The following is a 17,823-nucleotide window of genomic DNA, read 5'->3' as shown; positions in this document are numbered from 1 at the left end:
GTAGATCAGATAGAGACATTTTTCACGGAAAACAGAAGAGAGGAACCGGAAACGGGACAAAATTTCACGGAAAACAGAAAACAAGAACAGGGAACGGGAGAAAAAAAGATTTCCTGACTATAGCTTTCTCTTCGTTTATGATCTACAATAGGAGGCGGGGTGAGACAGTTGGAAAAAGAAAAACAAAAAAAAGAGCATATCCTGGTGTGTCTGTCCTCTTCGCCATCCAATGAAAAAATTATTCGGACTGCGGCGCAGATGGCACAGGCGTTTCAGGCCGGCTTTACGGCATTGTATGTGCAGACAGCAGAAAAAACAGAAAAAACACCGGAGGATCTGGCAAGGCTGCAGAAGCATGTTCGTCTGGCAGAGCAGAGCGGGGCAGAAATTGTAACGACACACAGTGAGGATATTGCCCTGCAGATTGCAGAATACGCAAGAATTTCCGAGGTGACGCGGATTGTCATTGGAAAGAGCATGATGAAGCAGGGCTATTTCCATCAGCGAAGGGTGTGGACCGAGCGTCTGACGGATCTTGTGCCTGATCTGGAAATTCACATCATTCCAGACTCAGATGTGTACCGGAGATATCAGAAACGAAAAAAATTTCCGGAGTGGATGGAGCTGCCTTCCTGGAAAGAACTGATGCTTACGGTTCTGATTCTGGCTGCTGCGACCGGAATCGGAGAAATCTTTTTTCGGCTTGGTTTTACGGATGCCAATATTATTACGGTATATCTGTTTGGCGTCATGCTGACATCTATTCTGACCAGCGGTTATACCTGTAGTGTGGTCAGCTCTGTGGCAAGTGTTGTCCTGTTTAATTATTTTATGACAGAGCCAAGGCTTTCGTTGCATGCGTATGGTTCCGGCTATCCGGTGACTTTTGCGATCATGCTTGGCACTTCAATCCTGACCAGTACGCTTGCTTCAAAATTGAAAGAAAATGCAAAGCTTTCTGCACGAGATGCCTTTCGAACCAAGATTCTTTTTAATACCAGCCAGCTTCTGCAAAAGGCAGAGGATGCGTCGGAAATTTTTGATATTACGGCAACGCAGCTGATAAAGCTTCTGGGAAGAAATCTGGTTGTGGCGCCGGTAGAAAAAAAGAAAAACGGCATTGTGCAGGGAACTCTTTATAACGCCGAAACAGGAATAAAATCAGAAAAAGTTTTTAATGAGAAAGAACAGGAAATCCTGCAGTGGGTTCTGAAAAACCGGAAACGGGCGGGAGCTATGACAGAACGTTTTTCTGAAGAACCGTATCTGTACCTTTCCATCTATGCGGCACAGAACAGATATGGTGTGATCGGCATTTTCATCGGACAAAAGCCACTGGATGTGTTTGAGAACAGTATCCTGCTTTCTATTCTGGGAGAGTGCGCCATGGCACTGGATCGGGAACAAAGTGCGAGAGAAAAAGAAGAGGCGGCAGTCATGGCGAAAAATGAGCAGCTTCGGGTGAATCTGCTGCGGACGATTTCCCATGATCTGCGCACACCACTGACATCAATTCTCGGCAATGCAGACTCTTTGATCAGTAACTTTGACGCACTGGACGAAGGGATGCGGAAACAGATTTTTTCGGATATTTATGAGGATGCCGGATGGCTGATTGAACTGGTGGAAAATCTGCTTGCGCTTACGAAAATAGAAGATGGAAGTGTAAAACTGCAGTTATCCGATCAGGTGGTTGAGGATGTAGTACGTGAGGCGCTGCGCCATGTAGAACGGCGGAAAAACGAACATGAAATTACGGTGGACTGCGGGGAAGACATACTGCTCGCCCGCATGGATGCAAAGCTGATTGTACAGGTATTGGTAAACCTGATCAACAATGCAGTAAAATATACACAGGCAGGATCCAAGATCCGGATTACAGCCGGAAAAGAAGAAAAAAACGTATGGATTGCGGTGGAGGATAATGGACCCGGCATTCCGGCGGAGTGCAGGGAGCATGTATTTGAAATGTTCTATTCCGGAAAAAATAAGGTGAGTGACAGCCGCAGAAGCCTTGGCCTTGGGCTGGCGCTGTGCCGTTCCATTGTAAATGCGCATGGCGGGGAACTGGTGCTTCGTGACTGCGCTCCGCACGGCTGTCATTTTCGTTTTACGCTGCCGCTCAGTGAGGTGAATTTAAATGAATAAGACATTGATACTGGTTGTGGAAGACGATACGCCGGTTCACAACCTGATTACGACAACACTGAAAACACACGATTATAAATAACCACATTGGGGTCAGACCCCATTACTGTTTAGAAATTTTGTTCTTGTTTTGGCAATTCTGACACTGCAGACTGTGCTGAATGACAATATCAAAACGGCAGAAGATGTTGAAACTTATCTGGGTCTTAACACCCTGGTCGTTGTTCCGGATTTTGGAAGCAAAAAGAAATCCAGAAGACGAAGAAAAGACTGAATATAAACACAGAAAATTAAAAAGGAGCATCTCCGGTTTCGAACTTGAAACCTGGAGATGCTCCTTTTTCGTATGCTGCAGAATGAAAAATTATTCTCCCGCCACCGTCACATCCCGCAGCAGTACCGCACACGGCACCACGCGGTTGTTGAGCTGCTGTGTCTCTTTCGAGAAAGTCAGATTTTTCAGCACATCGTCATAACGGGCGGAAAGTGATCCGCTGGTTGTCGGATGGGAGGTGGTTCCGTCGCTCTCATACGCGAGCCGGATCTCACCGCCGCAGGTGCCGCTTACGGCATCCATATCAAACGCACTGAAATCGGTGATTTCTATATGCGGCATGCTGCGCAGCTCGTCGAGTGTTTTCGAACCGCCTTCAACTACCATGTTATTCATGGAAGTAGTATCCTTCATGCCGATATAATGGGCATGCTGAAGGCTGCCCCAGTAGGAGCGGCAGATGCCGTTTTCAAACAGAACGCGCTCGGCTACCGGCATACCGGTTTCGTCGTACGGCGCGTTTTTGGCAGAGCCGTCGAGCGTCGGCACGAGGCGGATATTCAGCGGATCAGCATCCGCGCCGGTGATGGATTCACCGATTTTTGCTTTTGCAACGCCCATATACTGATAAGAAGCGTTGGTATGCATGGCAAAATACTGGAAGAAGCGGCCGACGGCGTCTCCGCTTAAGAGAACATCGGCGTGCTCGTTCTGCCGGGTCGGAACAGCATTCAGACGCTGGCGGCCGGTGTGGAACATTCCGTGCACTTCGGCGATGATCTTCTCGGCAGATTTGTCGGAGAAGCGGAGATCCTTGTAGATCTCAATCTCATGATCATCCTTGCGGGAGTTTGTGACAACCTCGATCTCACAGTCAAAGCCGGAGAAGGTGACATCGACACCGCGGGAATTGCGGATGTGTGTCTGCTTCTGGTTGACGAAAATCTCATAAGAGTTTACGCGGGAATCCTCTTCCGATTTGATTTCCTGCATAGCCTGCACCAGTTTTACGAGTTTAGCGGTAAGATCGCGGGAAGCATCAGCCATGTCGGCGCTTGCCTGGGCATCCGATGGCTCTGCAACAGGGTACCATGGGTTCTGCACAAACTGTGCGGCGAACAGCGCCTGGTCAATTTCCTGCTGCATTTCTTCGCGGGAAATGCCCTGGTGGATTTCTTTTTCTGCGCTTCCGCGGAATTTCCCATCCTCACTGTCGACAAAGACAGTCAGAAACGTGTGCGTTACTTTTTTCGCGCGGCTCATGTCGAGCTTCTGACCGATGAAAAATGCCTCGCGGGATTCGGTCTGCTCTTCGCGGATCAGAAAGTCGCTGGCTTTGCTTGTTTTTAATACATCGTATAATTCGTTCATCAGCCTAACCTCACTTTACATTTCAGATACGGGCCGCCATCGCTGACTTTGACCCATTCTTTGTGACCTTTTCCGCACATGCCGGAGCCGAAGAGCTCTTCTTTGCCGGAAACCATGGAGATGCTCTTTAAGAGATCCGGAACGTAGCCGGTCAGGGTGACAGGAGATACGACTTTTCCGGTCAGCTTACCGTCTTTGATCTCGCGGCCGAGTCCGACCATGCACTGGATGCCCCAGTGTTTCGGGTCTTCCATACCGGACTGAACGCTTTCGAGAAGATAGCCGTGCTCAATCGAAGCGATCATATCATCGAGTTTGTCTGTGCCTGCGGTGAAGTAGGTGTTGGTCATACGGGAGTAGACTTTGCGCTCGAAGCTCTCGCGTTTTCCGTTTCCGGTCGGCGTGGTGCCGAGGCGGAGTGCGCTTACGAGATCGCTGATGCCGGTAACGAGTGTACCGTGGTCGATGACTGTGGTGTCGGTGCCGAGCGTTCCCTCATCATCAAAAAGATAACTGCTGACCTGCTGTGCGCCGACTGCTCCGTCGTGCATGGAGGAGAGCTGGGAGGCAACAGGCTTGCCGATATACTCTTTGGCGAGTGCACGGTCTTTGACAAACATATCCATCTCGACACCGTGGCCGAATGCCTCGTGTGCAATCACGCCGGTGACATCCGGTGCGGTGATGACATCGTACATGCCAGGGGTGACCGGATCGGAGTGGAGCTTGTCGTACAGAACGGCGATGATTTCCTCAACAATCGCATCCATCTCATTTAAGATTTCCACGCCTTTCAGGCCGGAGCAGGAACGGTACGACATATTCTGTTTTCCGTTTTCTGTGCCGATTGCGGAAAGGGAGCCCTCCGAGAAAGCGTAGGACTGCATCAGATCCTTTTTGGAGGAGAGGAACAGCTTGTTGACACGGGCAAAGCTGACGGTACTCTGGAATTCCAGAATTCCTTCATGGGCAGCGCCGGCGTCGCAGAGCTTCCGAAGGTGGGAGAGAATCTCCTCTGCGGAGACGGTCTCCGGGTCAATCTCGATTTCGTTCTGCATCGTTTTGGTGATGGCTTCTTCCTGCACGAGAGGAGACTCCATCTGCGCAATGCCGAGTGCCTTTAATGCCTGAAATTCGGATTTCAGCGCGGAAGTAATTTCCTCCGCAAGATCTGCGGCATCGGTGAGGTTGTTGAAGGAATATTCGGTGTAGGAACCGTCCTGCCATGCACGGACAACGAAGCCGCGTTCACAGAAGTGATAATCGCCGACGGTGGTCTGATGCATGCTGACGCGGTAGGTCGTGCCTTTGACATCGGTGCAGAGCACGCTGACATAATCGAATTCGCGCTCGAGCAGACGGATCAGTTCCTGAATCTGTGGTTTGATTTCCACAAGATAGGATGACATTGGAACCTGCATAAGTCTGGTGTCCTTTCTGGAGCCTGCCGGAGTGTTCGATAGAGAACCTGCGCCGGGGCTCAAAATAATAGAATCCGGAAAAAATAGTTTCGAAAAAATCCCGAACATAGTTTCATTATAGAAGTGGGAAATGGAAAAAGCAATAAAAAAAGGTTGACAAAATGAATTTTGATGATATACTTTGAATATCAAAACATTTGAAAAGAAAAATGTTTGAGAATGAAATAAGCAAGAGGACAGTAAGGTGAAAAACGGCAGAATTGCGGGAACCGGTTCTTACGTACCGGAGACGATATGGAAAAATGAAGATCTGGAAAAGATGGTGGAGACGAGCGATGCCTGGATCCGGGAGCGGACAGGAATCGGTGCGCGCCACATAGCCGGGGAGGAGACGGTTGCCCAAATGGCAGTAAAGGCGGCGAGAAGAGCGCTGGAAAATGCCGGGATCTGTTCGACAGAACTGGATCTGATTCTCGTCGGAACCTCCTCGTCGGAGAGCATCTTTCCGAATACCGCCTGTCTTGTGCAGGATGAGATCGGAGCTTTCCGTGCCGCCTGTCTCGATGTCAGCGCCGCCTGCACCGGATTTCTTGCGGTGTATGAGCTGGGCCAGATGTATATCCGGAGCGGCAAGGCAAAAAACGTGCTGCTGATCGGCGCGGATGCCCTGAGCCGCCTGGTGGACTGGAGTGACCGCGGAACCTGCATTTTGTTCGGGGACGGCGCGGGAGCCGTTGTGCTGACGGCGGAGGAGCAGGAGACAAAAGCGTGCGAAAAGATCCATTCCGATGGAGAAAAAGGCGTGTCGCTGACCTGCGAAAAGGGAACGTATCTGCAGATGGACGGCCGTGCCGTGTTCCAGTTTGCCTTATCCCGCGTGCCGGAAGTCATCCGCGAGGTGCTCGCGGAAGCCGAGGTGCCGGTCGAGGAGATTGATGCGTTTATCCTTCATCAGGCAAACAGCCGCATCATCGACGGCGTGGCAAAACGACTGAAGGCGCCGAAAGAAAAATTTCCGCGGAATATCGAAGCATACGGCAATACGTGTGCGGCGAGCATTCCGATTCTGCTGGATGAGTGGAACCGGTCCGGCAGAGCCCAAAAAGGACAGAGAATCGTTCTCTCCGGTTTCGGAGCAGGACTGATCTGGGGCGCGGCGTACCTGGAATGGTAAGAAACGCCCATATAAAATAAGAAGAATAAGAAAAAAAGTGAGGACAAAAACATGTTAGAAAAAGTAAAAGAAACCGTAGCAGAAGCACTGGGAGCAGACATCGATACTATCACAGCGGAGACTTCCTTCAAAGAGGATCTCGGAGCAGATTCCCTGGATCTGTTTGAAATGGTCATGTCCCTCGAGGACACCTGCGGCGTGGAAATCCCGACCGAGGATCTGGAAACGATGGTAACTGTCGGTGATGTTGCAGAGTATCTGGAGCAGCACAAAAACTAAGAAAGATCGGGAAGCAGGAGGAAGCGATTCATGATCACAGAAGTGACAAAATTACTCGGGATTCAGTATCCAGTCATTCAGGGCGGCATGGCCTGGGTGGCGGAGCATCATCTGGCAGCGGCAGTTTCCGAGGCCGGCGGCCTTGGCCTCATCGGAGCATCGGCGGCACCGGCAGAGTGGGTTCGGAATGAAATCCGCGAAGCAAAAAAACTGACGGACAAACCGTTCGGCGTCAACATCATGCTGATGAGTCCGTATGCGGATGAGGTGGCAAAAGTGGTTGCCGAGGAAGGCGTAAAAGTCGTTACGACGGGCGCAGGAAATCCGGAGAAATATATGGAACTGTGGAAAAACGCTGGTATCCGCGTCATCCCGGTGGTCGCTTCCGTGGCTCTTGCAAGACGAATGGAGCGCGCAGGCGCAGATGCCGTTGTGGCAGAAGGATGTGAGTCCGGCGGCCATATCGGCGAGACGACAACGATGGCACTCGTTCCGCAGGTGGCAGATGCCGTAAAAATTCCAGTCATTGCGGCCGGTGGAATTGCGGACGGACGCGGCATGGCAGCAGCCTTTATGCTGGGTGCCGAGGCGGTTCAGATGGGAACGCGTTTTGTCGCTTCGAAAGAGGCCGTTGTGCATGAAAATTACAAGCAGCTGGTGATCAAGGCGAAAGATATTGATACCCGCGTGACAGGCCGCACAACCGGTCATCCGGTGCGGGCGATCCGAAATGAGATGACACGCCATTATCTGGAACTGGAAAAAGAGGGAGCTCCGTTCGAAGAGCTGGAAAAACTGACGCTCGGCGGTCTTCGAAGAGCCGTTGTGGACGGCGATGTCAAAACCGGAAGCGTGATGTCCGGTCAGATTGCAGGTATGGTAAAAGACGAGAAAAGCTGCAAAGAAATCATAGAGCAGATGATGAATGAGATGGAAGAACTTCTGAAAGGAGCACCGGCGCGGTTATGAGTAAAACAGCATTTATGTTTCCGGGACAGGGTTCCCAGTGTGTCGGCATGGGCGCGGATTTTTATGAAGCATGTCCGAAAGCGAGAACCGTCTACGATATGGCATCCGAGCTGATCGGGATTGATATGAAAAAACTCTGTTTTGAGGAAAATGAACATCTGGATCAGACAGAGTTTACCCAGATTGCACTGCTGACAACCGGAATGGCGATGGAGCAGTCCATCCGGGCGTGCGGCCTTACGCCGGATGTGACAGCGGGCCTCAGCCTTGGCGAGTACAACGCGATTGTGTCCGCCGGCGGTATGGAAATGGCGGATGCGATGAAGGTCGTCCGCAGAAGAGGCATCCTGATGGAGGAGGCCGTTCCGGCAGGCGAGGGCGCGATGGCGGCGGTGCTCGGCATGGAAGATGCAAAAATCGAAGAGATTTTGAGCGGGATTTCCGGCGCCTACATTGCCAATTACAACTGCCCGGGTCAGATTGTCATCACTGGATATGAGGCGGCAGTGGCAGAGGCTTCGGAAAAGTTAAAAGAAGCAGGCGCAAAGCGGGTACTTCCGCTGAACGTAAGCGGCCCGTTCCATTCCCCGATGATGGAAGCTGCGTCCCAGGGGCTGACCGAAGCGCTCGAGGGCGTCGGTTTTATGGAGTTGAAGATTCCGTATGTGACGAATGTAACCGGCCAGTATGTGCGTGATACTGCACTGACGCGCGGCCTTCTGATCCAGCAGGTGGCATCCGGTGTGCGGTGGCAGCAGAGCATCGAGGCAATGATTGCGGACGGCGTTGATACCTTCGTGGAGATCGGACCGGGAAGAACACTGACCGGCTTTTTAAGAAAAATCAACCGGGATGTAAAAGGTTACAATATCCGCACCTATGAGGAAATGCATCAGGTGTGCGAAACTTTATTATAGATAGTGGATTATGCAGCAGGAGAATGAGATGTTAAGTGGAAAAACAGCAGTAGTAACGGGCGCATCCCGCGGAATCGGGCGTGCGATTGCAGAAAAACTGGCGGCGGAGGGAGCCTTTGTTGTCATCAATTACAATGGTTCGAAAGAGGCGGCCGAAACCGTGCTTGCGGGAATCCGCGCGGCAGGAGGAGACGGCTGTGTGATGCAGTGCAATGTATCGGATTTTGCGGCGTGTGAAGCGTGGATGAAGGAAATTCTTGCTTTGTATGGGAAAATCGATATTCTGGTCAACAACGCGGGCATCACAAAGGACGGCCTTCTGATGGGCATGTCGGAGGAAGCCTTCGATCGTGTCATTGAGACAAACCTCAAGGGAACGTTCAACTGCATCCGCTTTGCGGCACGGCCGATGATCCGTCAGAAGAGCGGCTGCATCATCAACATGGCTTCTGTGGTCGGCGTGGCAGGAAACGCAGGACAGGCAAATTATGCGGCATCGAAAGCAGGTGTGATCGGCCTGACGAAAACAGCGGCACGGGAACTGGCATCCCGCGGCATCCGCGTCAATGCGATTGCGCCGGGCTTTATTGAGACCGATATGACGGAGGTTCTTTCGGATAAAGTGAAAGAAGCATCCGTATCCCAGATTCCGCTCGGCCATTTCGGAAAGCCGGAGGATGTGGCAAACCTGGCTGCATTTCTGGCATCTGAAGCGGCAGCTTACATCACCGGACAGGTGATTCACTGCGACGGCGGCATGGTGATCTAAGAAAAGGAGAGTTGGAATGAAGAGAAGAGTAGTCATCACAGGGCTGGGTGCGGTAACCCCGATTGGAAATACCGTGGAGGAATTCTGGAACGGCGTCCGCAAGGGAGCCTGCGGAATCGGAACGATTACGAAATTTGATACAGCAGAATATAAAGTACATCTGGCAGGCGAGGTCAAAGGCTTCGTGGCAAAAGAACGCATGGATTTCAAGGCGGCAAGACGAATGGGAACTTTCTCCCAGTATGCCGTTGCGGCAGCAAAAGAAGCGTTTGCAGATGCCGGCATTTCCATGGAGAATGAAGATCCGTTCCGCGTCGGCGTTCTGGTGGGCTCCGGCGTCGGTGATCTGAATGCATGCGAGCAGGCGAAAGCCAAAATTGATGCCGGAAATCAGTCCCGCGTCAACCCGTTTACCGTTCCGGTGATGATTGCGAACATGGCGGCGGGAAATGTTGCGATTGCACTCGGCGCGAAAGGAAAATGTACCAGCGTGGTAACGGCGTGTGCGACAGGAACGCACTGCATTGGCGATGCCTTCCGCGCAATTCAGTACAACGACGCGGACATCTGCGTGGCAGGTGGTGCGGAGAGTGCAATTACGCCGGTCGGCGTGGCAGGCTTTTCGGCACTGACCGCACTTTCCGAGTCGGAAGATCCGCTGCGGGCTTCGATTCCATTTGATAAAGACCGGAACGGTTTCGTCATGGGCGAGGGCGCCGGCATTCTCGTACTTGAGGAGCTGGAGCACGCGAAACAGCGCGGCGCGAAGATCTATGCAGAGGTAGTCGGATACGGCGCAACCTGCGATGCGTACCACATTACTTCTCCATTGGAAGATGGAAGCGGTGCGGCACGTGCGATGGAGCTTGCGATGGAAGAAGCGGGAGTAAAACCGGAAGAAGTTACTTATATTAATGCACACGGAACGTCTACACATCACAACGATCTGTTTGAAACGCGTGCGATCCGGAAAGCCTTCGGTGATGCGGCAGACCATGTGCTGGTCAACTCGACGAAATCGATGGTCGGTCATCTGCTCGGCGCGGCAGGCGGTGTGGAAGCTGTTGTCTGTGCGAAATCCATTCAGGACGGCTTCGTGCATCAGACGGTTGGAACAAAGGAAGCAGATGCGGAATGCGATCTGAATTACTGCATCGGCGCTCCGGTGGAAACCGATGTGAAACTGGCAATGAGCAATTCCCTTGGTTTTGGCGGCCACAATGCGGTGCTGCTGTTTCAGAAATATGAATAAAGCGGCATCGTGTTCCGGTGCAGAAAGGAAAATAAGATGGAATTAGATCAGATTTTACAGTTGATTGATAAAGTTTCGGATTCTTCGCTGACCGCGTTTGATTACGAGGCTGATGGGATCAAGATTGCCATGGAGCATGGAAAAGCAGCTCCGGTGCAGGTGCAGATGAGCGGGGTTCCATCCGGTGCCGGTCTGCAGATGGCAGAGATGATGGGCGGAGCAAATGGCGTGACAGCGAAAGAAGCAGCCATGCCGGAGAGAAAAGAAACGGCAGGAAAAAATACAACGGCTGAGGAGCACAGTGAAGCAGAAGAAGGCGTTTTTGTGACATCCCCGCTGGTCGGAACGTTTTATACAGCTCCGGCAGAGGATGCCGAGCCGTTTGTGAAGGTCGGCGACACCGTGAAAAAGGGACAGGTTGTAGCGATTGTGGAGGCCATGAAGCTGATGAATGAGATCGAGAGTGAAGTGGACGGCGTGATTGCGGAGGTTCTGGTGAAAAACGGCGAGATGGTTGATTACGGAAAACCGCTGTTCCGGGTGAAAGCGTAAAGCCGGGACGAGAAAGGAAGCAGCGAATGAACAGTTTGACAACGAAACAGATTCAGGAGATTATTCCACACAGACATCCGTTTCTGCTGGTGGATTACATAGAAGATTTTGAGCCGGGCAAATTCGGCATTGGGTATAAATGTGTGACGTACCGCGAGGATTTTTTTGCGGGCCATTTTCCGCAGGAGCCGGTGATGCCGGGCGTGCTGATTATCGAGGCGCTGGCGCAGGTCGGTGCGGTTGCGATTCTTTCTCTTGACGAGAATAAGGGAAAAATTGCATTTTTCGGCGGCATCAACAAGTGCCGCTTTAAGGGAAAAGTGAAACCGGGAGACAAGCTTCGTCTGGAGACGAAAATTATCCGCCACAAGGGACCGATGGGTGTCGGGGAAGCGGTTGCTTCGGTCGACGGCAAGGTGGTCGCGCAGGCGGAACTGACCTTTATGGTGGGGGCAGCACAATGATTCGAAAAGTTTTGATTGCAAACCGTGGGGAGATCGCGGTCCGGATTATCCGGGCATGCCGTGAGATGGGAATTCTCACGGTTGCTGTTTATTCGGAGGCGGACCGGGAGGCACTGCATGCGCAGCTCGCGGATGAGGCGGTGTGCATCGGGCCGGCACCGTCGAAGGACAGTTATTTAAATATGGAACGTATTTTGAGTGCGGCGCTTGTGACGGGGGCGGATGCGGTTCATCCGGGATTTGGATTCCTGTCGGAGAACAGCACGTTTGCGCGGAGATGTCAGGAGTGCCACATTACGTGGATTGGGCCGTCGCCTGAGGTGATGGACCGTCTGGGTAATAAGTCTGAGGCGCGAAATACGATGCAGGCAGCCGGTGTGCCGGTGATTCCGGGGACGAAGGAACCTGTTTTTGACTGGGAGACGGGTCTTTCTGAGGCCGACCGGATTGGTTTTCCGGTGATGATTAAGGCGGCGCTTGGAGGCGGCGGCAAGGGTATGCGCATGGCGGAGACGCGCGGGGAGTTCCAGAGTGCGTTTCAGACGGCGCAGAAGGAGGCTAAAAGTTCGTTTGCGGACGGGACGATGTATGTGGAGCGGCTGATTCGTCATCCACGTCATGTGGAGTTTCAGATTATGGCGGACTCGTTTGGGAATGTGATTCATCTTGGCGAGCGGGACTGCTCGATTCAGAGGAATCATCAGAAGATGATTGAGGAGTCGCCTTGTGTGGCGATTGATGACACGCTGCGGGAGCGGATGGGCTCGGCGGCGGTCCGGGCGGCGAAGGCGGCGCATTATGTGAATGCGGGGACGATAGAGTTTCTGCTGGAGCCGGACGGGAATTTTTATTTTATGGAGATGAATACGCGGATTCAGGTGGAGCATCCGGTGACGGAGTGGGTCACGGGGGTGGATCTGATTCAGGAACAGCTTCGGGTGGCTTCGGGGATGCCGCTGTCGGTGACGCAGGGGGAGGTCCGGCTTTCGGGGCATGCGATTGAGTGCAGGATTAATGCGGAGAATCCGGCGAAGAATTTCAGGCCTTGTCCGGGGAAGATTACGGAGATGCATCTGCCTGGTGGATTTGGAGTACGGGTGGATACGGCGGCGTATGACGGGTATGTGATTCCGGCGTTTTATGATTCGATGCTGGCGAAACTGATTGTGCATGGGAGGACGCGTGAGGAGGCGATTGCGCGGATGAGGAGTGCGCTGGGGGAAGTCGTCATCGAGGGAGTCGACACTAACGTTGATTATTTGTATTCTATTTTAAATGAAGAGGAGTATCTGGCCGGGAGGGCGGATATTGAGTTTGTGGAGCGGTTGACGGAGAGATTGTAAGAGACGGACGCCGCCCGGCAGTACAGCAGAGGGGGACGGCGCGGTTTCAGAGGAAAGAAACACTAAGGACTCCAGCATTTGCTAAAACCATTTTCAAAAATCAAAAACCCGCTGTCGCTCAGACAGTTAGATTTTTGAAAATAACGCAAATTCTGGAAGCCTAAGTGTTTCTATAGCAATCCCCGAAAATAATGCAAAAAATTCAGCACCGCAGAGCGTGAATTACTGCGTCACAGATTTTCGTCGTACCCCGGTACGCCTTCAAATCTGTTCCTTGCAATTCGCGCTCTGCAGCACTGCCTTTTTTGCATTATTTTCGGGTCTTGCTATAGTTCCTCCTGCAAATGCGCCGTCCCCCTCTGCTGTACTGCCGGGCGGCTGAGATCAGACACACGACTGGGAGAGTGTGGTCAGCGACACCGCGGGGCGGTGCGGCTGGGATGACAGGAGTGAGCGGTGAAGAGAGAATGAATGCCTCGATGGGTGAGGTGTGTGGTTGGAAGATTGTTATGGTGACAATAGAGTGAAAGTGTTATGACGTAAGGAGTGATGGTGGTATGATGCTGGGTAAGTATTTTAAGAAGACGGTGTTTCGGAAGGAGCACACGGCGGATGGGGTGGTGCCGGAGGCGCCGCAGGGGATTTTGAAGAAGTGTAATGCTTGTAAGGGGGCCATTTTTACGGAGGATGTGAAGAGGAATCTTTATATTTGTCCGAAGTGTGGGAATTATTTTCGGGTGCATGCGTATCGGAGGATTGAGTTTCTTCTGGATGATGGGAGTTTTGAGGAATGGGATCAGGGGATGACGGCGGGGAATCCGCTGGGGTTTCCGGGGTATGAAGAGAAGGTGAGGGCTCTGCAGGAGAGAACAGGACTTACGGAGGCTGTTGTGACTGGTAAGGGACGGATCAACGGGATGGAGACGGTGATCGGGGTCTGTGATGGCAGGTTTATGATGGCAAGTATGGGTGAGGCTGTTGGGGAGAAGATTACGCGGGCGGTGGAGAGGGCGACGAAGCTCTCGCTGCCGGTGATTTTGTTTGCGTGCTCGGGAGGGGCGCGGATGCAGGAGGGGATTGTTTCTCTGATGCAGATGGCGAAGACGTCGGCGGCGCTGAAAAGACACAGTGATGCGGGGCTTTTGTATGTGAGTGTGCTGACGGACCCGACGATGGGCGGCGTGACAGCAAGCTGGGCGATGCTGGGGGATATTATTCTGGCGGAGCCGCATGCGCTGATCGGGTTTGCGGGGCCGAGGGTTATTGAGCAGACAATAGGACAGAAACTGCCGAAAGGGTTCCAGCGGGCAGAGTTTCTGGTGGAGCATGGGTTTGTGGATCGGATTCTGCCAAGAGAAGAGGCGAAAGAGGTGCTGGCGGAGATTCTGCGGATGCATGGGAAGCGTGCGGAAGGTATGGCATCGGGCAGTGGCGATTTGATGAAGAATTCTGTGCCGGAGGAAAACGGGAAGGAACTGCAGAAAGAAGAGACTGCGGCAGAAAGCGTGAAGGCGCTGGCAGAAGAAACTGAAAATACGGAAACTGCCAGGGACGGACAGGAAAAATCGCTTCGGGGAGAAAAAGAAGAGACGGAGTGGGAGAATCTGCGGAAATCGTCGGCCTGGGATTGTGTGCAGAAAGCGCGGAAAAAAGACCGGCCGGTCGGAGGGGATTATATTCGGGAGCTGTTTCCGGATTTTATCGAGTTTCACGGCGACCGGCTGTATGGCGATGATGCGGCGATCATCGGTGGTATTGCGTCGTTTGACGGCACACCGGTCACGGTCATCGCCGAGGCGAAAGGCGCGGATACGAAAGAAAACATCCACCGCAATTTCGGCATGCCGTCCCCGGAGGGCTACCGCAAAGCCCTGCGTCTGATGAAACAGGCCGAAAAATTCCACCGCCCGGTCATCTGCCTCGTAGACACCCCAGGTGCTTTCTGCGGAATGGAAGCCGAAGAACGCGGCCAGGGCGAGGCGATTGCGCGGAATCTGTATGAAATGTCATCCTTAAAAACCCCAGTCCTTACCATCGTCATCTCCGAAGGCGGCAGCGGCGGCGCCCTGGCACTCGCCGTGGCGGATGAAGTGTGGATGATGCAGAATGCCATCTACTCCATCCTGTCGCCGGAGGGATTTGCAAGTATTCTATGGAAAGACGGCAAACGCGCGCCGGAGGCCGCCGAGGTGATGAAGCTGACGGCGAGGGATTTGAAAGAGCTTGGAATCGTAGAAGAGATTGTGGCGGAACCGGAAGAGTTTACGGTGGAGACATTACCTGCGGTTTGTGGAGATCTGAGAAGGAAGATTCTGAAATTTATGGGGAAATATGCGGAGCTGGATGCGGAAGAGCTGGTAGAGGAGAGGTATCGGAGATTCCGGGAAATCTGAAAAAAGAAAATAGTTACCGATCCATTTTATATAAAATGTAATTGAGTTCAAAAATAATCATCTGTTTTTACAGCAGGTGATTATTTTTATATACAATTAGCAGTAGTTAGGTTAATATATTTTTAAGAACAAAGGGGGAATTTTACAATGGAATATATAGCACATCGAGAGGAAGATCGAGTACAGTTGTTGTTGCAGCATCTGCTGGGAACAGCAGAACGGGCAAGGGATTTTGCGGAAAAATTTGGCAAAGGGGAATGGGGCTATTGCTGTGGAATGCTGCATGATATTGGAAAGTACAGCGACAAATTTCAGAGAAAAATCAAGGAAGATAATAGTATCAGTGTAGACCACGCGACAGCGGGTGCTCGATTATGTCTGGAACAGCAGGGAATGTATCCACTATTAGAATATTGCATTGCAGGACACCATGCAGGTCTGCCTGATTATGGGAATGAACTGGATACGGGAAGTGCATCTACATTGGCAGGGAGAAGGAAAAAGCGGATCGAAGACTATCAAGCGTACAAAACAGAAGTACAAATTCCGGCATTAACAACGTTGCCATTCAATCCAACAGAAACAGAAAATCCAGATTTTTCTTTGAGCTTTTTTATGCGGATGCTTTATTCTTGCCTTGTAGATGCAGATTTTCTGGATACAGAAGATTTTATGAAAGCAGGGAAGACACAGCGCGAGGCGGGGGAGAACCTGACGACGCTTTTGCAGAAGCTGGAGAAACATGTTGAAGATTGGTTGAAAAATAAGGAAACAGAGTCAGTTAATGGAAGAAGAACGGAAATTTTAAGAAACTGCATGGAACAAGGGGAAAATTCGAAAGGACTGTTTCGCTTAACGGTTCCAACGGGCGGCGGAAAGACAACTGCATCGTTGGGATTTGCATTAAAACATGGTGTGTACAATCATATGGATCGAATTATCTATGTGATTCCATATACGAGCATCATTGAGCAGAATGCAGAAGTTTTCCGGAAAATTCTGGGAGATCAGAATGTTCTGGAAAATCATTATAATGTTGATTATGATAGTTCAGAAGAATTCAAACCGATGCAGCTTGCCGCGGAAAACTGGGATAAACCGGTTGTAGTAACGACGAATGTACAGTTTTTTGAATCTTTGTATGCTAATAAATCATCAAAATGCAGAAAACTCCACAATATGGCCAACAGTGTAATTATTTTTGATGAAGCGCAGATGCTGCCAGTTGATTATCTGAAACCGTGTATTGCTGCGATGGAAGAATTGATTGACCGTTACGGATCAAGCGTGGTACTCTGTACGGCTACACAGCCAGCATTGCAGTCTCTCTTTCAAAAGGAGAGAAATGCAATAGAACTATGTCCGCGGATGGAAGAACAATTCCGATTTTTTGAGCGAGTGCGCTATAAAAATCTTGGCTATCTAAGTGAAGAAGAACTTGTAAGCAGATTGGAAGGCGGATTCCAGACATTATGTATTGTCAATACGAGGAAAAAAGCGCAGAAATTATATCAGAAACTAAAAGGCGAAGGCTGTTACCACTTATCAACGAGTATGTATCCGAAGCATAGAAAGCGAGTATTGGAGCAGATACGAAAAAGATTGGACAAAAAGAATCCTCAAAAATGTATCGTAATTGCGACCAGTCTCGTGGAAGCTGGAGTGGATCTGGATTTCCGGACAGTATACAGACAACTGGCGGGAATTGACTCGATGATTCAGGCGGCGGGAAGATGCAATAGAGAAGGGCAGTATGATGTTTCTGAAAGTAATGTGTTTATATTTCAATTCGATGAAAAAGAAACCGTTTCAGGACAAAGACAGCAAATTGATGTGGCAAAAAGTCTGATTGCAGATGAAGCTGAAATTTCAGATTTAGGAACCATAAAAACATATTTTGAAAGGTTGTATTATTTAAGGGGAGAAGATCTGGATAAAAAGAAAATTCTGCAGGAATTTCAAAAAGGGAAATATAATTTCAGACAAACAGCAGAGAAATTTCAGTTAATTGATGGAGCTACGGTAGCAGTATTTATTGGTTGTACAAAAGAGGCTCAGGAGATTCTGCAGCAGATAAAGGGTCAGGGATTCACTAAAAGTAATATGCGAAAAGCCGGACAATTTTGTATTAATATTCGGAAAAATGAGTGTGAAAAATTTTATGAAGCAGGAATCGTAAGAGAAGTTTCAGGCGATGTAAAAGATTTTTATGAATTGACAGATCTGAAACGTTATACAGAAGAAATGGGACTGGATTTGTCAGTTGAACTGGGAAAAGCATTATTTGTATGAGAAAGCGAGAGGGAATGGAAGCATTTAAACTTTCCATTCCCTCTCGTTTTTTCACTACAAAAAAATGTATTTTTTCAATCCGCAGGATGGAGATCCTGTCGAAGATTATTATAATCAAAATACATAAAAATTTCAATACATTTTTATGTAAAATTTGAATTGAATTACAGAAGAAGGTATTGTATTATGAAAACATAATAATACA

General features: G+C 50.6%; 15 protein-coding genes and 1 pseudogene. 14 read left to right on the top strand and 2 right to left on the bottom strand.

Going from position 1 to position 17,823, the window contains the following annotated elements; all coding sequences use genetic code 11:
* Positions 1-159: 159 nt before the first annotated feature.
* The 3 genes and pseudogenes from DWX26_RS03075 to DWX26_RS16960 all read left to right on the top strand — a co-directional run bounded on the left by DWX26_RS03075 (position 160) and on the right by DWX26_RS16960 (position 2,422).
* Complete coding sequence (locus DWX26_RS03075) at positions 160-2,148, top strand: DUF4118 domain-containing protein (RefSeq protein ID WP_022462601.1); 1,989 nt, start codon at positions 160-162, stop codon at positions 2,146-2,148.
* Positions 2,141-2,227, top strand: a pseudogene (locus tag DWX26_RS17620) (DNA-binding response regulator); the annotation flags it as partial. The gene DWX26_RS03075 and the pseudogene DWX26_RS17620, both read left to right, overlap by 8 nt.
* 51 nt (positions 2,228-2,278) lie before the next feature.
* Complete coding sequence (locus DWX26_RS16960) at positions 2,279-2,422, top strand: hypothetical protein (RefSeq protein WP_158579545.1); 144 nt, start codon at positions 2,279-2,281, stop codon at positions 2,420-2,422.
* A 90-nt stretch (positions 2,423-2,512) separates the two neighbouring features.
* Here the strand turns inward: DWX26_RS16960 and DWX26_RS03065 are convergent, their stop codons facing one another.
* Positions 2,513-3,793: a metallopeptidase TldD-related protein gene (locus DWX26_RS03065; protein ID WP_118600828.1), complete on the bottom strand. Its 1,281-nt coding sequence runs from the start codon at positions 3,791-3,793 to the stop codon at positions 2,513-2,515.
* The gene (locus DWX26_RS03060; RefSeq protein ID WP_118600826.1) at positions 3,793-5,214 is read right to left on the bottom strand and encodes a TldD/PmbA family protein; all 1,422 of its coding nucleotides are present in this window, start codon (positions 5,212-5,214) and stop codon (positions 3,793-3,795) included. Before DWX26_RS03060 ends, DWX26_RS03065 begins: the two co-directional genes overlap by 1 nt.
* A 244-nt stretch (positions 5,215-5,458) precedes the next feature.
* Here DWX26_RS03060 and DWX26_RS03055 point away from each other — a divergent pair, with 244 nt between their 5' ends.
* The 11 genes from DWX26_RS03055 (at position 5,459) to cas3 (ending at position 17,618) form a co-directional block, all read left to right on the top strand.
* Positions 5,459-6,388 carry a beta-ketoacyl-ACP synthase III gene (locus tag DWX26_RS03055; protein WP_118595071.1) on the top strand — a complete coding sequence of 310 codons (930 nt, stop codon included), beginning with the start codon at positions 5,459-5,461 and terminating at the stop codon, positions 6,386-6,388.
* 51 nt (positions 6,389-6,439) lie between these two features.
* Positions 6,440-6,667, top strand: a complete 228-nt coding sequence (acpP, locus tag DWX26_RS03050) for an acyl carrier protein (RefSeq protein WP_022462597.1) — start codon at positions 6,440-6,442, stop codon at positions 6,665-6,667.
* A gap of 30 nt (positions 6,668-6,697) precedes the next feature.
* Positions 6,698-7,636 carry an enoyl-[acyl-carrier-protein] reductase FabK gene (gene fabK, locus DWX26_RS03045; protein ID WP_022462596.1) on the top strand — a complete coding sequence of 313 codons (939 nt, stop codon included), beginning with the start codon at positions 6,698-6,700 and terminating at the stop codon, positions 7,634-7,636.
* Entirely contained in the window at positions 7,633-8,553 is a 921-nt protein-coding gene (gene fabD, locus DWX26_RS03040; protein ID WP_118595072.1) for an ACP S-malonyltransferase, read from the top strand. The genes fabK and fabD overlap by 4 nt, the downstream gene beginning before the upstream one ends.
* Positions 8,554-8,581: 28 nt before the next feature.
* Positions 8,582-9,322 (top strand): 3-oxoacyl-[acyl-carrier-protein] reductase, encoded by a 741-nt coding sequence (gene fabG, locus DWX26_RS03035; protein ID WP_022462594.1) that lies wholly within the window; start codon positions 8,582-8,584, stop codon positions 9,320-9,322.
* Positions 9,323-9,338: 16 nt separating this feature from the next.
* Positions 9,339-10,574, top strand: coding sequence for a beta-ketoacyl-ACP synthase II (fabF, locus tag DWX26_RS03030; protein ID WP_118600824.1), 1,236 nt, complete (start codon positions 9,339-9,341; stop codon positions 10,572-10,574).
* Between the two features lie 36 nt (positions 10,575-10,610).
* Positions 10,611-11,126 carry an acetyl-CoA carboxylase biotin carboxyl carrier protein gene (gene accB / locus DWX26_RS03025; RefSeq protein WP_117801508.1) on the top strand — a complete coding sequence of 172 codons (516 nt, stop codon included), beginning with the start codon at positions 10,611-10,613 and terminating at the stop codon, positions 11,124-11,126.
* Between the two features lie 26 nt (positions 11,127-11,152).
* The gene (gene fabZ, locus DWX26_RS03020; RefSeq protein ID WP_118600822.1) at positions 11,153-11,590 is read left to right on the top strand and encodes a 3-hydroxyacyl-ACP dehydratase FabZ; all 438 of its coding nucleotides are present in this window, start codon (positions 11,153-11,155) and stop codon (positions 11,588-11,590) included.
* The gene (locus DWX26_RS03015) at positions 11,587-12,933 is read left to right on the top strand and encodes an acetyl-CoA carboxylase biotin carboxylase subunit (RefSeq protein WP_117509541.1); all 1,347 of its coding nucleotides are present in this window, start codon (positions 11,587-11,589) and stop codon (positions 12,931-12,933) included. The genes fabZ and DWX26_RS03015 overlap by 4 nt, the downstream gene beginning before the upstream one ends.
* A 557-nt stretch (positions 12,934-13,490) precedes the next feature.
* The gene (locus DWX26_RS03010) at positions 13,491-15,326 is read left to right on the top strand and encodes an acetyl-CoA carboxylase carboxyltransferase subunit alpha (protein ID WP_118600820.1); all 1,836 of its coding nucleotides are present in this window, start codon (positions 13,491-13,493) and stop codon (positions 15,324-15,326) included.
* A 147-nt stretch (positions 15,327-15,473) separates the two neighbouring features.
* Positions 15,474-17,618 (top strand): CRISPR-associated helicase Cas3', encoded by a 2,145-nt coding sequence (cas3, locus tag DWX26_RS03005; RefSeq protein ID WP_118600818.1) that lies wholly within the window; start codon positions 15,474-15,476, stop codon positions 17,616-17,618.
* The last annotated feature ends 205 nt before the right edge of the window (positions 17,619-17,823 follow it).

This window comes from Blautia sp. AF19-1, from assembly GCF_003479155.1.
GTDB lineage: Bacteria > Bacillota > Clostridia > Lachnospirales > Lachnospiraceae > Fusicatenibacter > Fusicatenibacter saccharivorans.
Note: the sequence above shows the minus strand (reverse complement) of the source record. Positions and strands in the feature narration are given on the sequence as shown.

Coding starts and splice junctions, on each gene's coding strand:
- DWX26_RS03065 (WP_118600828.1), bottom strand. CDS start 3,793: ATGAACGAATTATACGATGTATTAAAAACAAGCAAAGCCAGCGACTTT.
- DWX26_RS03060 (WP_118600826.1), bottom strand. CDS start 5,214: ATGCAGGTTCCAATGTCATCCTATCTTGTGGAAATCAAACCACAGATT.
- acpP (WP_022462597.1), top strand. CDS start 6,440: ATGTTAGAAAAAGTAAAAGAAACCGTAGCAGAAGCACTGGGAGCAGAC.
- fabK (WP_022462596.1), top strand. CDS start 6,698: ATGATCACAGAAGTGACAAAATTACTCGGGATTCAGTATCCAGTCATT.
- fabD (WP_118595072.1), top strand. CDS start 7,633: ATGAGTAAAACAGCATTTATGTTTCCGGGACAGGGTTCCCAGTGTGTC.
- fabG (WP_022462594.1), top strand. CDS start 8,582: ATGTTAAGTGGAAAAACAGCAGTAGTAACGGGCGCATCCCGCGGAATC.
- fabF (WP_118600824.1), top strand. CDS start 9,339: ATGAAGAGAAGAGTAGTCATCACAGGGCTGGGTGCGGTAACCCCGATT.
- accB (WP_117801508.1), top strand. CDS start 10,611: ATGGAATTAGATCAGATTTTACAGTTGATTGATAAAGTTTCGGATTCT.
- fabZ (WP_118600822.1), top strand. CDS start 11,153: ATGAACAGTTTGACAACGAAACAGATTCAGGAGATTATTCCACACAGA.
- DWX26_RS03015 (WP_117509541.1), top strand. CDS start 11,587: ATGATTCGAAAAGTTTTGATTGCAAACCGTGGGGAGATCGCGGTCCGG.
- DWX26_RS03010 (WP_118600820.1), top strand. CDS start 13,491: ATGATGCTGGGTAAGTATTTTAAGAAGACGGTGTTTCGGAAGGAGCAC.
- cas3 (WP_118600818.1), top strand. CDS start 15,474: ATGGAATATATAGCACATCGAGAGGAAGATCGAGTACAGTTGTTGTTG.